Origin of the sequence: Streptomyces sp. CAI-85, from assembly GCF_013363615.1 — a bacterium.
GTDB classification, from domain to species: domain Bacteria; phylum Actinomycetota; class Actinomycetes; order Streptomycetales; family Streptomycetaceae; genus Streptomyces; species Streptomyces antibioticus_B.
This window is the reverse complement of record NZ_JAANNX010000007.1, coordinates 190691-205454: the sequence shown is the minus strand read 5'-3', so window position 1 is coordinate 205454 and position 14764 is coordinate 190691. Positions and strand designations below refer to the sequence as shown.

Sequence of the window (14764 nt, the reverse complement as noted above, 5' to 3'; positions counted from 1 at the left end):
TATGACTCTCACCCAGCAGGACATCGACCAGGAGATCGCCGCCGCGCGCGCCGCCTACGAGAAGCGGATCGCGGACGGCGGCCCGGTCGAGCACCAGCCGCGCCGCGACTACCCGCCGTACCGTTCGTCGGCGCTGCGGCATCCGAAGCAGCCGCCCGTCACCATCGACGTGACCCAGGACCCCGAACTGGTCGAGCTGCACTCCCCCGCCTTCGGCGAACGGGACGTCACCGAGATCGACAACGATCTGACCCGGCAGCACCACGGCGACCCCATCGGCGAGCGCATCACGGTCTCCGGCCGGCTGCTGGACCGCGACGGGCGGCCGGTGCGCGGCCAGCTCGTGGAGATCTGGCAGGCCAACTCGGCGGGCCGCTACGCCCATCGGCGCGAGCAGCACGACGCCCCGCTGGACCCGAACTTCACCGGCGTCGGCCGCACCCTCACCGACGAAGAGGGCCGCTATCGCTTCACGACCGTCCAGCCGGGCCCGTATCCGTGGCGGCAGCACCTCAACGCCTGGCGGCCCGCCCACATCCACTTCTCGCTCTTCGGCTCGGCGTTCACCCAACGGCTCGTGACCCAGATGTACTTCCCGGGCGACCCGCTGTTCCCCTACGACCCGATCCTCCAGTCGGTGACGGACGACGCGGCCCGGCAGCGGCTGGTCGCGACCTACGACCACGCCCTGTCGGTGCCGGAGTTCTCGATGGGCTACCACTGGGACATCGTGCTCGACGGGCCGCGGGCCACCTGGATCGAAGAAGGACGCTGACCTGCCATGACACGCATCGACCCGAGCCGGCCCGAGACCGTGCCGCCCACCCCGTCGCACACCGTCGGACCGTTCTACGGTCATGCCCTGCCGTTCCCCGGCGGCGGCGACATCGCCCCGGCCGGCCATCCCGCCACCGTCACCCTCCAGGGGTATGTGTACGACGGCGCGGGCGCCCCGCTGCCGGACGCCTTCCTGGAGCTGTGGGGCGCCCGTCCCGACGGACGGGTCCCGCGCACCGACGGTTCGATGCGCCGCGACCCGGCCACCGGCGGCTTCCTGGGGCGCAACGGCGTGGAGTTCACCGGCTGGGGCCGGGTGCAGACCGACGCCGACGGCCACTGGACCGCCCGGACGCTACGGCCCGGCGCCCGCGGGAACAGCGCCCCCTACCTGAGCGTGTGCGTGTTCGCACGCGGTCTGCTGGTGCACCTCTTCACCCGGATCTACCTGCCCGGCGACGACGCCTCGACGGCCGCCGCGCTCGCCGCCGACCCGCTGCTGTCCCGGCTGGACCCGGCGCGGCGCGACACGCTGATCGCCACCGACGACGGCGCGGGCACCTACCGTTTCGACATCCGCCTTCAGGGCGAAGGCGAGACGGTCTTCCTGGAGTTCCAGTGACACCAGCGACATCCGCTCACCCCGACGACGCCGGTCTGCTCGCCCCCGGGTGGACCGGCTCCCCCGCCGCCGCGGCGACCGCCGACGGCGCGTTCCTGCGCGCGCTGCTCGACGCGGAGGCCGCGCTGACCCGCGCCCAGGAGTCCCTGGGGCTCGCCCCCGAGGGGGCCGGGGCGGCGGTCACCCGGGCGGCCGCCGGGCCCTACGACGTCCGGTCCCTGGCCCAACGGGCCCGTGCGGGCGGCAATCCGGTGATCCCGCTGGTCGCCGATCTCACGGCGGCCACCGGCGAGACGTTCGGGCCGTACGTCCACCGGGGCGCGACCAGCCAGGACATCATGGACACGGCGACCATGCTGGTCGCCGCCCGCGCCCTGGATCTGGTGTCGGCCGACCTCGGCCGCACCGAGCGGGCGCTCGCCGCGCTCGCCGCCCGGCACCGGGACACGCCGATGGCCGGCCGGACGCTGACCCAGCACGCCGTGCCGACGACCTTCGGGCTGAAGGCCGCCGGCTGGCGGTCGCTGGTCCTCGACGCCCGCGACCGGACGACGGCCGTACGGGACGCGCTGCCCGTCCAACTCGGCGGCGCCGCCGGAACCCTGGCCGCCCTCGGCGCGTACGGTGCCCGGGACGCGACCGCGCTGCCCGCCGCGTACGCGCGTGAACTCGGCCTGCGGGAGCCGCTGTTGCCGTGGCACACCCTGCGCACGCCGATCGCCGACCTGGCCGGGTGCCTGGCCTTCTCGGCGGGTGCGCTGGGCAAGATCGCGGCGGACGTGCTCACCCTCTCCCGCACCGAGATCGCCGAGATCGCCGAGGGCGGCGGCGGGGGTTCGTCCGCCATGCCGCACAAGGCGAACCCGGTGCGCGCCACGCTGATCGCGGCCGCCGCCCGGCGCGCCCCGCAGCTCGCGGCGGTGCTGTACGGCTCGCTGGTGGCCGAGGACGAGCGGCCGGCCGGGGCCTGGCACGCCGAGTGGGAGCCGCTGCGGGACCTGCTGCGGCTGGCCGGCGGGGCGGCCCGGGACGCCGCCGAGCTGGCCGAGGGGCTGAAGGTGCGGCCGGACGTGATGCGGGCGAACCTGGACCTCACCCATGGGCTGATCGTCTCCGAGCGGCTGTCCGCCGAACTGTCGGCCGTACTGGGCCGGACCCGCGCGAAAGAGCTGCTCACCGCACTCGCCCCGCGCACTCGTACGGAGGGCCGCACGCTGGCCGAACTCCTGGCGGAGGAGGACGAGTTGCGGGGCCTCGACCTCGGCGCCCTCACCGACCCGGCCCGCTACACCGGATCCGCCGGGATCCTCACCGACCGCGCACTGGAGCGACGTTGACCGAGAAGCTGCTCAACCACCGTGCCGAGGGCCCGGATTCGGCGCCCGCGCTGCTACTCGGCCCCTCGCTGGGCACGTCGTACGCGCTGTGGGACAAGGTCGCGCCCGAACTGTCCGTCACCCACCGGGTGGTGCGCTGGGACCTGCCGGGGCACGGCGGCTCCCCCGCCGGACTGATCGGCCCCGGCGCCACCGTCGGGGATCTGGCCCGGCTGGTGCTGGCGCTCGCCGACTCCCTCGGTCTGGAGCGGTTCGGGTACGCGGGGGTGTCGCTGGGCGGTGCGGTGGGGCTGCATCTGGCGCTGCACCACCCGGAGCGGGTGTCCCGGCTGGCGGTGATCTGCTCGTCGGCCCACTTCGGCGGGGCGCAGCCCTGGGAGGAGCGGGCCGCGCAGGTGCGGGCCGAGGGGCTGGACCGGCTCGCCGATGGCGCGAACGCCCGCTGGTTCACGCCCGGTCACACCGTGCCGGGCCTGGTGGCCGACCATCGTGCCGCCGACCCGGGCGCGTACGCCGCCTGCTGCGACGCGCTCGGCGCGTTCGATCTGCGGGGGCGGCTGGACGGGATCGGCGTGCCGACGCTGCTGGTCGCCGGGCGGGAGGACCCCGCGACCCCGCCCGCGCATCTGCGGGAGATCGCGGACGCGGTACCGGACGCGACGCTCGTCGAACTCCCCGGCGCCTCGCATCTGGCGCCGGCCGAGCGTCCCGAGGCGGTCCTCGCGGCGCTGCGGGCCCACTTCGACGGGCTGGCCGGGCGGGGCATGGAGGTACGGCGCCAGGTGCTCGGCGACCCGCATGTAAACCGTGCGCAGGCCCGGCAGTCGCCGTTCACCGCCCGGTACCAGGACTTCATCTCACGCTACGCGTGGGGCGAGATCTGGACCGACCCGACGCTCAGCCGCCGCGAGCGCAGCATGATCACCCTGACCGCGCTGGTCGCCCACGGCCACCTCGACGAACTGGCCCTGCACGTCAGGGCGGCCCGCCGCAACGGCCTCACCCCGGACGAGATCGGCGCGGTCCTGCTCCAGACGGCCGTGTACTGCGGTGTCCCGGCCGCGAACTCGGCGTTCGCGACGGCCCAACGGGTGCTGGAGGAAGAGGAGTAGAGGAGAACCGGGTGCGCGCTGCTAGTCGGAGTCCAGCGCGCCCAGTCCCTTCAGCGCCTCTTCCGCCGTCGTGACCAGGCTGTCCGCGCCGCAGGTGCGGGCCAGGGCGAGGCCGCGGTTGAGTTCGGAGACGGAGCGGGCCAGGACGCCGTACTCGACGCGGGCGGCCGCGTGTTCGTACTGGCAGGGGGACGACTCCAGGTAGGTCGCGGCCTGTTGGGCCAGACGGACCGCGCGCTGCCCGGTCTCCAGGGCGGCGGCGCAGCGCAGGGCCTCGCCGATCGCCGTGTCGGTGCCGAGGCGTTCGGCCTGGCGCCGGGCCTCGGAGGCGAGCCGGGCGGCGCGGGCCGGATCCTCGGTGGCCAGCGCCCGGGCGAGGTCGACGGCCCAGGGGACCATCACCGGGTTGAGGTGACCGCGGGCGGCGGCCGCCTTCTCGGCCTCCTCCAGTTCGTTGACGCCGTCCTTGAAGCGGCCGACGGCGAGCAGCAGCCGGCCGCGCACGGAGCGCGGGTCGGGCAGCACGATCGTGGACGGGTAGGGCGGTCCGAAGTCGAACTCCTCGGCGACCCGCCACGCCTCGTCGACATGGCCGCGGGCGAGCAGGACGTCGACCAGGTTGCAGGTGGCCGACCAGTACAACGGCAGTCCGCGCCCGACGCGTTCGGCGAGGACGAGGGACTTGCGCAGGGACTCCTCGGCCTCCTTGAGACGGCCCCGGCGGCGCAGTCCGAGCCCGAGGTAGGCGTGGGCCAGGGAGGTGTGGCCGCCGCTCCAGCCTGCCGACTCGTAGGCGCGGACGGCTTCGTTGAAGAGGGTGTCGGCGCGGTCCAGGCGGTCGGTGTAGGCGTAGGAGCTGGCCAGCATCATCAGCAGTTCGATGCCCCACTGGGGGTCGGTCCAGCCGAGGCCCGGGGCGAGGCGGCCGTTGACGAGGGCGCGGTCGCAGAACTCGATGACCTCCTCGGCGTTCTCGCCGTGGGTCATGGCGTCGAAGCCGCGCAGGATGAGCAGGGCGCGTTCGGAGTTGTCCCGGCCGGCGCAGGTCGCGGCGAGCCGGGCCAGCCGGTCGGAGCGGGCCGGGGAGGCGACCTCCGCGTGGATGCCCTCCCACATGAACTGCACCGCCTGGAGCCGCATCTTGGCCGGGCCCGGGGCGTGCCGGGCGGCCTCCGCCTCGACGGTGCGGACGGCCTCCCCCAACTGGTCGTTGTGCATCAGCGCCTGGGACAGACGGATCACGGCGTCCACTCGCAGATCGCCGTCGAGGCCGGTCATGGCGAGGGCGGTGCGCAGATGGTCGACGGTCTTGGCGGGCGCGGTCAGCAGGGTGGCGCAGCCGAGGTCGTAGAGCACCTGCGCGTGCACCTCGGGGGCGGGTGGTTCGGCCAGGGCGCGTTCCAGACAGCGGCGGGCCGCGTCGGGCGCGCCGACGGCGAGGTGTTCACCGGCCGCGCCGCGCAGTTGCTCCACGAGTTCCTGGTCGCCCTCGGGGTGTACCTGGATCAGGTGCCGGGAGGCGGCCGCGAGTCCCTTGCCCGCGTCGGTGACGACCTGGGCGGCGATGCCGTGCATCGCGGTGCGCAGACTGCCGGGGATGGAGTCGTAGACGGCGGTCGCGATCAGCGGGTGGACGAACTCGAGGTCGCCCTCGGCGACGGGCGCGGCCGCCGGGTCGGGGTCGGTCAGGATGCGGGCGGTGCGCAGGAGTTCGGCGCAGCGCACCGCGTCGTCGCGTTCCATGACGGCGAGCCGGGCCGCCTCGTCGATGGAGATGCCGACGCCGAGGATCGCGGCGGCCATGGCGAAGCGGGTGGCGTCGACGCCCAGTTCCTCCAGGCGGGCGACGAGTCCGCCGCCGCGGGCCGACTTGCTGAGCGGGCGCAGCTCGATGGCCGACGCCTCGCTCGGTTCGAAGCCGCTGTCGCCGACCTTGGCGAGGAGTTCGACGGTGTCGTAGGGGTTGCCGTCGGTGACGGCCCACACCTCGCGGCAGAACGCGCCGTCGGCGTGCGGGCCGAGGGTGGCGCGGGTGAGCCCGGCGACGGCGGCCGGGGTCAGCGCGCTGAGGCTGGTGACCGAGGGGCCGGCGACGGCGCCGATCGTGGCGAGGTGGTGGGCGGCGTCGCCCTTGATCTCGCCGGGCCTGCGGGCGACGACGACCAGCACGGACAGGTCGTCGAGGCGTTCGACGAAGGCGGCGAGCCAGCGCAGGGTCTCCAGGTCGGCCCAGTGCGCGTCGTCGATCAGCAGCACGAGCGGGTAGTAACGCCTGGCGAGGCGCCGTACGGCGGCCACCAGGCCGTCGCACACGGCCTGCGGGTCGGGGTGCCCCTCGCCAGGTTCCGCTATACCGAGGGCGGGTCCCGCGATGTCGTACCAGTCGCCGAGGTACTCGCGGGCCTCCTCCGGCAGCAGGGACAGCAGCGCCGGCTGGAGCAACTGCCGTACCACGTTGAAGGGGACGGCCCGTAGCGTCTCGCCGCCGCGGGCCGACCACACCGTGCAGTTGCGGGCCTCGGCGATGCGACGGGTCTCGGCCAGGAGTGCCGTCTTTCCCAGTCCCGCCTCGCCCCGGAGCACCAGCAGATGGCCCGAGGAGGACCGGTCGGCGCACAGGGTGTCCACCGCCTGCGCCAGAACGGCGACTTCCGCGTCGCGCTCCCACAGGGAAGCCGAGGCGGCCGCGGCCGGCCGTACCTCCGTCATCCCGCTACCTCCCCAAGTCGCCCGAACGACGTACAGACCACGAGCGTAGCCCTCCGGCGGCCCGTTCGGAGGCCGGTCCGCGCAGGTCCTGCCTCGACGGGTGACGGCGCGGCCCCCGGCAGGGCCCGACGGGCCTGCGGGGACGGCCCCGGAACGTCAACGACGGGCGACGCGAACCGAATTGACGTCGATTTCCCGCCAGCGGCGCCACGGGGGCGCGGGGAGGCGCCGGAGGGGCGCCGGCACGGATCGGGCTCCCTCTCATCCGCCTTTCACCGATGCCAAATACGGTGGGGGTATGACGCAGGTGACTCCTCCCGGGTGGTACCCCGACCCGGGGCAGAAGAATGACGGTCCCGCCACCGAACGCTGGTGGGACGGCACGGCATGGACGGACCAGACCCGCCCCGTGGGCTCGGCCGCCCCTTGGGGTCCGACCGCGCAGGCGCCGGCCGACGGAACGTACGGCGCGTACGGGGCGTACCCGACGTATCCGGCGTACCCCTCGCCCCCGGTGGGCGGCGGGCGGCGCGGGCTGCGCACCGGGATAGCCGTGGCCGTGGCGGTCGCGGTGCTGGCCAGTATCGGGGTCGGCGTGTGGGCGCTGGCCAGGGACGACGGCTCGGGCGGCGGCAACGGCACCGCGCAGGGGTCCGGCGGGCAGGGCGGGCCCGGCGGGCGGGACGGGGGGCCGTTCGGCGACTCCGGTGGCTCGGGCGGTTCGGGGGGCTCGGGCGGTTCCGGCGGCTCCGGTGACTCCGGCGGGTCGGGGGGCTCCGGTGGGGGCACGCCCTCCCCCGGTGAGTCCGAGGCGCCGAAGATCAAGAGCGGTTCGGTGCCCGACCCGGTCAACGGCATCAGCATCCCGATCCCGGACGGCTGGACCGGGCAGCAGATGAACGTGGGCGCGCAGGTGTCGTCCGACTCCACCTACCCCTGCCCCGGCGACACCTCCAAGACCTGCACCAAGGGCGGCGTGTACTCGGCGCCGGCCGAGGTGCTGGAGGCCACGGGCGACACCGCCGAGGAGGTGGCCAAGGCGGACATCGCGAAGAACGCGGAGGACTCCTACGGCGGTGACACCTACGGCGCGATCACCTCGCACAAGGTGCTGGCCTCCAAGGCGGTGACGGTGGCCGGGCAGAAGGGCTACCTGGTGCGCTGGCAGGCGGTCACGAGCAAGGGCGCCGACGGGATCGTGGAGTCGGTGGCCTTCCCGGCCCCGGCGGACACGGGACGGCTGGTGGTGCTGCGGTTCGGCATCGACGCCGACCAGAGCGCGTCGGTCATCGACACCATCCTCAAGGGCGTGAAGGTGTCCAAGGGCGGGGGCAGCGGCCAGGACGTCTGAGCCGCGGGAAGAGTTGTAGGAAAAGAACACCGGCCGGGTGGGGCGCCCCTCCGCTCAAAGGGGAGCCCCGCCCGGCCGGGGGTTGCGCGCCGCCCCCGTCCCCACGGTGCGGCGCGGTCAGGTCACCGTCCGGTCATCCCGGGGACGGCGGCCTGGGTCTGGGTGTGCGCCCGCGTCCCGGCCTGTGCCGGTGGCGGGACCTGGGCGAGTCCGAGCGCCGGGAGGACGGCGGCCTCCACGAAACGCACCAGGTAGTCCTGGTCGGCGTACTCCCCGTCCACCACGGGACGGGCCCGGATCACACCGAACATCTGCGCGGGGACGTACTCCAGCGCGGGATGGTCCGCGGCGACCTCCCCGCGTTCGACGCCGCGCCGCAGGATCTCCCGCAGGGCCTCGATCTCGGGGTCGATCAGCGCCTCGCGCAGCGCGAGCGCCAGCTCTTGGTCACCGGTGACGGCGTGGCCGAGAGCCTGGAGCAGTTTGGTGTCGTTCGTCGACCAGCGGCCGGTGGCGCGGGCCGCCTCGCGCAGATCGGCGGCGAGTGAGCCGGTGTCGATGCCGGCGAGCCGCGCGGTCCGGCGCGAGCGCAGGGCCGCGACGACGAACTGCGGTTTGGTCTTCCACTGCCGGTAGAGCGTGGACTTGCTGCACCGGGTGGTCGCGGCGACCCCCTCCATGGTGACCGCCTCGTATCCGCACTCGCGGATCTGTTCCAGGACGGCGTCGAAGAACTCCTGCTCGCGCTGGGGCGTGAGCTTGGAGCGGCGCGTGGCGGTGACCGGCTCCGGTCCGTCCGCGGCCTGCGACGTCATCGTCCCTCCTCATGTCCGGCGTGGTTCCAGTGTGGCGCATGTCAATCGATACGCCAGTGTACCGGTACTCGAACGTATCGGTACACTGCCGTATCGGTACGCCACCGTATCGATCGATCAAACGCACCACCGTCAGTGAAGGGGCCGGGGGATGAATGCCCGCACCGAGCCTGGAGAAGCGGAGCCGGTCACACCGGCACGGCCGCCGATAGCGCGCGAGCTGCTGCTCGTCGCCGGACTCTTCCTCGTCTACAAGTTCGGGCGGCAGCTCGCCACGGGCCACACCGCCGAAGCCTTTCGCAACGCCCATGACGTCTGGCACGCCGAACGGTGGCTGCGCCTGCCGGGCGAGGGCGCGGTGCAGTCCCTGCTGCTGCACGGCGACACCCTGACCGAGGCCGCGAACACCTACTACGCGGCCGTCCACTTCCCGGCCACGCTCGCCTTCCTGGTCTGGCTCTATCTGCGGCGCCCCGCGCACTACGTGTGGGCGCGCCGGGTGCTGGCCGCGCTCACCGCGGCCGCCCTGGTGCTGCATCTGGCGTTCCCGCTGGCACCGCCGCGGATGCTCGCGGCGACCGGGCTGGTCGACACGGCCCGGGTGTACGGGCCCTCGGTGTACGGGCCGCCGCACAGCGACCACCTCTCCAACCAGTTCGCGGCGATGCCCTCGCTGCACTTCGGCTGGGCGCTGATGGTCGCGATCGGCCTGATCGTCGCGACCCGCTCGCGGTGGCGGTGGCTGTGGCTGCTGCACCCGCTGCTGACCCTGCTGGTGATCGTGGGCACGGCGAACCACTACTGGCTCGACGCGCTCGTGGCGGGCGCGCTGCTCGGGACCGTCCTCGCGGTCGTGCGCGCGCCCCGGCGGCGTGCCGTGACGACCGCGGGGCGGGGGCGTGTGGTGGCGCGGGGGGTTCCAGTACCGGCCGCGGCCGACGAACGCGTCTTCACACGAGCGGGAGCGGGCCGATGAACGCCACCCTGCTCGCCGTCGTCCTCTCGCTCTTCTCCGCCGTCGCCTACGCGTCCGCCGCGGTCGCCCAGGAGCGGCTGGCCTCCCGGTCCACCGGGAGGGGCCTGCCGCGGCTGCTGGGCAGCGGCGCCTGGTGGTGCTCGGTGGGGCTGAACGCCGCGGGCGCGCTGCTGCACGTGGTGGCGCTGCGGTACGGGGCGCTGACCGTGGTGCAGCCGCTGGGCGCGCTGACGCTGGTCGCGGCGGTGCCGATGGGCGCCCGGATCGCGGGACGGCGGGTCAGCGCGCCGGAGTGGCGGGGCACCGCCTACACGCTGGCCGGCCTGGCCGCCGTCCTGGTGACGGCGTCGGGACCGGCGCCCGACGATGTGCTGAGCGGGCCCGAGGCGGTGGCGGTGGCCGGGGCGACGGCGGTGCTGATCGGGCTGCTGGCCCGGCGCGGCACCCGGCCCGGACTGCGGCACGCGACCGCGTCGGGCTTCGCCTCCGGGGTGGCCTCGGCGCTCACCCAGACGGTGACGGTGGCCGCGACGGACGGCTCGGCACCGGTGCTGAGCGTGCGGGTGATCGGGGTGGCGCTGCTGGTCGCCGCGTTCGCGGCGGGCGGGCTGCTGCTGGCGCAGACCGCCTACCGGGGCGGACTGGGCGCCCCGCTCGCGATGGTGACGCTGGCGAATCCGGTCGCCGCCGCGGTGATCGGCCTGGCCCTGCTGGGCGAACGGCTCCAGGGCGGGCCGACGGGCGTCCTGCTGGCGCTCGCCGGGGCGGGCCTCGCGGGGCGGGGTGTGGTGCTGCTCTCACGGGCGGCGCCGGAACCCGCTCCCGCGGCGCCGGAACCCGGAGCGGGAGATGAGGACGGCTCGGACGACGCGCACCCCGTGGCCGTCGTGCTCGCCCTGAAGCCGGAGACGGCGTCGGCCGAACCCGCGCTGCTGCCCCGGCCCGCGACCGGACCGGGGCACCTCACACCGCTGTGAGCGTCGGTGATGTGAGCGCGACCGGTGTGAACGTCAGCGGAGTGGGCGTCGACGGTGTGGACGTCGGCGCCGTGCGCGCGGTCAGCCCAGTCCGCGCGCGTCCTGCTTGAGCGCGGTGTCGACCGTCAGCGCGGTGGCGACGACCAGGCTCAGCAGCGGCTCGGGGAGCTGGTAGTGGATCTGGAGGACGTAGTTGTCCGCCGTGGTGAACATCGTCTTGGCGAGGCCCTCCCACGTCTTGGTGATCCGGGCGACCTCGTTCTGGGCGTGGTCGACGATCGCGAAGTTCCAGGCCCGCCAGTTCTCCGCCTTGATCGCGCCGACCTGCTGGCCACCCGCGTTGATGGCGAAGTTGATCTTCCCGAAGACGTTCTGCTGGACGATCTCGCCGACCGGCGTCCCGTCCGGACGGGTCACGATCACCCGGGACTTGAGGAACTTGGCCGGGCGGGTCAGCAGCAGCACCGGCTGACCGTGGACGTCACGGATCTCCAGGCGGTGCGTCAGGAACTGGTCGATGCTCGCGACGAAGCGCAGGACCTTGCGCAGCGCGCTCTGGCCGACCTGGATCACCGAGCCGAGCTGATTGCCCTGCTGGTCCATGACCTTGTACTCGTTGGTCAGCTCGATCAGCTTGGCCTTCTGGTTCACCACCAGCACGGGCTCGGTGAACAGGGTGCCGCCGCCGGGGCCGCTCGGGGCGACTCCGGCCTGCTGCTGCACCTGGCGCTGGACCCGGGGGTCCGGCCCGGCCTGCTGGTGCGGCACCTGCGGGGCGGGCTGCCCCTGGCCGGTGTGGGTGTGGTCGGTCCACTGGGTGCCGTCCCAGTAGCGCTGGGTCTGGGCCGCCCCGTGCGGATCCGGGTACCAGCCAGCAGGTGTGTTCGAATGCGTGGTCACCGGGGCACACTATCCCGAGCCCGCCGGGACCTGAACAGACCCCACCATGCGGTGTTCACCAGGCTTTTACCCCCGGGCGCTCCGGGGCGTCCGGCGCCGGCCGGGTCCGCGCCTCACTCCGTGACGAGGCCCGGATCACTCACCCCGGGACGGCCGTTCTCGACATGTCCGACGAACCGCCGCAGATAGGACGGCTCGTGGTCCGCGGTGACGGTGAGGTCGTACCACCGTCGGCTCGCGCCCAGGTCGACGGTGCGCCGTACGACGGCACCGGGGCGCACCCGGACGGTGGTCGTACGACCGCTGCGGCCGTCCGCCAGTTTCAGTACGGCGGTGCCGGTGCCGCGGTGGGTGAAGGTGAGTTCGACGTCGTCGCCGGCGTGCCGTGCGGTCACCTCGGGGCCGGTGCCGGTCCCCCGGAAGGTGCGCAGGAAGCCGTTGGGGCCGTGCACGGTCAGGTCGTACGAGCCGCCCGAGTACGCCGAGTTCCAGGTGTCGGCGACGGTCCGGCCGGCCGAGGCGGTGTAGTGCCACGGTCCGTCGGTGCGGTTGCCGGAGGTGACGAGGAAGACGGCTCCGGCTTCGGCGCCCGAGGCGAAGGTGAGCGTGAACCGGCCGGGACCGCCCTCCTCCTCGACCGTCGAACCGTCCACGTACGGCGCGTACTTGAGCGGCCGGGTGGGACGCGTGCCGCGCTCCTGCCGGGGCAGGACTCCCACGGCGGGCGGGGTCGGACGGTAGTCGGGGTGGCGCTCGCGGTCCGGGGGTTCGTAGCCGTCGGTGTCGGGGAAGGCGACCGGGCCGGTGTCGGTGCGGGTGAAGTCGAAGGCCGAGCTGAGATCACCGCAGACGGCCCGCCGCCAGGGTGAGATCTGGGGCTCGCGCACCCCGAAGCGCCGTTCCATGAACCGCACGACCGAGGTGTGGTCGAAGGTCTCGGAACAGACGTAACCGCCTTTGCTCCAGGGCGAGACGACCAGCATCGGCACCCTCGGCCCGAGTCCGTACGGTCCGGCGACCCGGTTGCCGCCGCCGGGGTAGAGGTCGAGGGTGACGTCGACCGTGGACCTGCCGCGCTCGTCGGAGGACGGCGGGAGCGGCGGGACGACGTGGTCGAAGAAGCCGTCGTTCTCGTCGTAGGTGATGAAGAGGGCCGTCCTCGCCCACACCTCCGGGTTGGAGGTGAGGGCGTCCAGGACCTGCGCTATGTACCAGGCGCCGTAGTTCGACGGCCAGTTGGAGTGCTCGGAGAACGCCTCCGGTGCGGTGATCCAGGAGATCTGCGGCAGCGTGCCCGCCCGTACGTCGGCCCGGAGCACGTCGAAGTAGCCGTCGCCGTTGCGGACGTCGGTGCCGGTGCGGGCCTTGTCGTGGAGCGGGTCGCCGGGCCGGGCGTTGCGGTAACTGTTGAAGTACAGCAGCGAGTTGTCGCCGTAGTTGCCCCGGTAGGCGTCCGGGATCCAGCCCCAGGAGCCGTCCGCGTCCAGGCCGTCGCCGATGTCCTGGTAGATCTTCCAGGAGACGCCGGCCCCTTCCAGGCGTTCGGGGTAGGTGGTCCAGTCGTAGCCGAGTTCCTCGTTGCCGAGGACGGGTCCGCCGCCGCGGCCGTCGTTGCCGGTGTGCCCGCTCCACAGGTAGTAGCGGTTGGGGTCGGTGGAGCCGATGAAGGAGCAGTGGTAGGCGTCGCAGACGGTGAACCGGTCGGCGAGGGCGTGGTGGAAGGGGATGTCCTCGCGGGTGAGGTAGGCCATCGTGGTGGTGCCCTTGGCGGCCACCCAGTTGTCGTAGCGGCCCCGGTTGTAGGCGGCCTGGCCGTCGGGCCAACTGTGCGGCAGCCCTTCCAGGAACCGCATGCCGAGGTCGTCGGCGGCCGGCCGGAACGGCAGCAACTCCCTGTCCCCGTACGGCTGGTGCCAGACCGGCTTGCCGCTCGGCAGCGTGACCGGGTGCGGGTCGCCGAATCCGCGCACGCCGCGCAGGGTGCCGAAGTAGTGGTCGAAGGAGCGGTTCTCCTGCATCAGGACGACGATGTGCTCGACGTCCTCGATCGTCCCGGTGCGATGGTTCGCGGGCAGGGCGGCGGCTCGCTCGATGCTGCCGGAGAGTGTGCTGAACGCCGTGGTGGCTCCCGCTACTTGGAGGAAGCGGCGCCGGTTGACCTCGGGCATGGGTGGGGGACCTCTCGGCGAAGGCGGCCTGTGCGGCCGGCCGTTGTGGGGGGGCACGCGCGTCAGAAGTCTTCCCGGGGCACGGAACATCGGGGAAGGGGCGGGTGGCGCCCATGTGAAAGTCGACGGTACGCAGGGGGTACGGGCGGTCTGCGGAACGCCGGAGTCCGGTGGGGGCGGAATTGCGGCGGGATGGCCGAGAAGTCGTGTCCGGCACGACGGCCGGAGAGACGCCGAATGGTCGGGTACACGCCAATAGCGGCCGCGGCCTCCCGCGCGCCGATTCATTGCGTCACCCACCGACTACAGTGCGCGTGCGCAGGCTTTCCGACGCCCTCACGGCTTCTCCGCGCATTCTTCACCAAGGGCATATTTCCGGCCGATCGTCGCATCCCGCATGATCCACGGGGACGACGCCGCTCGCACCGCCTGCCTAGCCTCCCGGGCCATGCGATCACCTCTGATGCGACGCCTCGGCCTCGCCACCGTCCTGGCCGCCGTCCTCGCCGTGTTCGGCCTGGCCCCCAGCGCGAGCGCCGACCCGGCGCCGGCCACGCTGACCTTCGCCACGAGCGGCGCGACCACGACGCCCGGCGGCACGGTGGATCTGTCGATGACGATCACCAACAACCACAGCTACGACATCTGGTTCGTGTACCAGACCATCGACCCGACCTGGCTCACCACCCAACGGCCTGATCTGAAGTACTCGTTCACCGGCTGCGCCCTCACCACCGCCGCCGGCAGCACCCCGTGTTCGGGCACCGGACCGGCCAACCTCGGCGGCAACTACGGCACCACGGTCCCGCCCGGCCAGAGCCGCACCGTCACGCTGACGCTCCAGGTCGGGGCGGACTCCGGCTGCAACGGCAACATCGGCTTCTACTCGTACTTCTACGCCGAGTTCAGCGACAGCACGAGCATCAGCGGCGGGCCCGTCCACACGCCCGAGACGCGCGTCCTCTGCTCCTGAACCCCTGCAAGAAACCGGCCGGTTGGGACAGAGGATGACCTGAAATC

At 73.3% G+C, this 14764-nt stretch carries 12 protein-coding genes; 8 read left to right on the top strand and 4 right to left on the bottom strand.

Features of this window, described 5'->3' with window-relative positions; translation table 11 throughout:
- The first annotated feature begins 1 nt into the window (after position 1).
- The 4 genes from pcaH to pcaD are packed head-to-tail and all read left to right on the top strand — an operon-like array spanning position 2 to position 3848.
- A complete protein-coding gene (pcaH, locus tag G6W55_RS12455) occupies positions 2–775 on the top strand; it encodes a protocatechuate 3,4-dioxygenase subunit beta (protein ID WP_175520881.1) in 774 nt (257 codons plus the stop codon).
- A 6-nt stretch (positions 776–781) separates the two neighbouring features.
- Complete coding sequence (gene pcaG, locus G6W55_RS12450) at positions 782–1399, top strand: protocatechuate 3,4-dioxygenase subunit alpha (RefSeq protein ID WP_175520880.1); 618 nt, start codon at positions 782–784, stop codon at positions 1397–1399.
- On the top strand, positions 1396–2736 hold the full coding sequence (gene pcaB, locus G6W55_RS12445; protein ID WP_175520879.1) for a 3-carboxy-cis,cis-muconate cycloisomerase: 1341 nt from the start codon (positions 1396–1398) through the stop codon (positions 2734–2736). Before pcaG ends, pcaB begins: the two co-directional genes overlap by 4 nt.
- Positions 2733–3848, top strand: a complete 1116-nt coding sequence (gene pcaD / locus G6W55_RS12440) for a 3-oxoadipate enol-lactonase (protein ID WP_175520878.1) — start codon at positions 2733–2735, stop codon at positions 3846–3848. Before pcaB ends, pcaD begins: the two co-directional genes overlap by 4 nt.
- A 21-nt stretch (positions 3849–3869) precedes the next feature.
- On the opposite strand, the gene G6W55_RS12435 is transcribed toward pcaD, so the two are convergent.
- On the bottom strand, positions 3870–6557 hold the full coding sequence (locus G6W55_RS12435; RefSeq protein WP_078636043.1) for an AAA family ATPase: 2688 nt from the start codon (positions 6555–6557) through the stop codon (positions 3870–3872).
- Positions 6558–6855: 298 nt separating this feature from the next.
- On the opposite strand from G6W55_RS12435, the gene G6W55_RS12430 reads away from it, so the two are divergent.
- Positions 6856–7908 (top strand): DUF2510 domain-containing protein, encoded by a 1053-nt coding sequence (locus tag G6W55_RS12430; protein WP_175520877.1) that lies wholly within the window; start codon positions 6856–6858, stop codon positions 7906–7908.
- Positions 7909–8030: 122 nt separating this feature from the next.
- Here the strand turns inward: G6W55_RS12430 and G6W55_RS12425 are convergent, their stop codons facing one another.
- Positions 8031–8723, bottom strand: a complete 693-nt coding sequence (locus tag G6W55_RS12425) for a TetR/AcrR family transcriptional regulator (RefSeq protein WP_244367834.1) — start codon at positions 8721–8723, stop codon at positions 8031–8033.
- 151 nt (positions 8724–8874) lie between these two features.
- Here G6W55_RS12425 and G6W55_RS12420 point away from each other — a divergent pair, with 151 nt between their 5' ends.
- Positions 8875–9699, top strand: a complete 825-nt coding sequence (locus G6W55_RS12420; RefSeq protein ID WP_175520876.1) for a phosphatase PAP2 family protein — start codon at positions 8875–8877, stop codon at positions 9697–9699.
- Entirely contained in the window at positions 9696–10676 is a 981-nt protein-coding gene (locus G6W55_RS12415) for a DMT family transporter (protein WP_175520875.1), read from the top strand. The genes G6W55_RS12420 and G6W55_RS12415 overlap by 4 nt, the downstream gene beginning before the upstream one ends.
- 81 nt (positions 10677–10757) lie before the next feature.
- Here G6W55_RS12415 and G6W55_RS12410 read toward each other — a convergent pair whose 3' ends face one another.
- Together G6W55_RS12410 and G6W55_RS12405 are read right to left on the bottom strand one after the other, a co-directional pair.
- Entirely contained in the window at positions 10758–11576 is an 819-nt protein-coding gene (locus G6W55_RS12410; RefSeq protein ID WP_030789524.1) for a phospholipid scramblase-related protein, read from the bottom strand.
- Positions 11577–11689: 113 nt separating this feature from the next.
- Positions 11690–13744: a phosphocholine-specific phospholipase C gene (locus tag G6W55_RS12405; protein ID WP_175520874.1), complete on the bottom strand. Its 2055-nt coding sequence runs from the start codon at positions 13742–13744 to the stop codon at positions 11690–11692.
- Positions 13745–14192: 448 nt separating this feature from the next.
- Here G6W55_RS12405 and G6W55_RS12400 point away from each other — a divergent pair, with 448 nt between their 5' ends.
- Complete coding sequence (locus tag G6W55_RS12400; protein ID WP_175520873.1) at positions 14193–14717, top strand: hypothetical protein; 525 nt, start codon at positions 14193–14195, stop codon at positions 14715–14717.
- Positions 14718–14764: the final 47 nt, after the last annotated feature.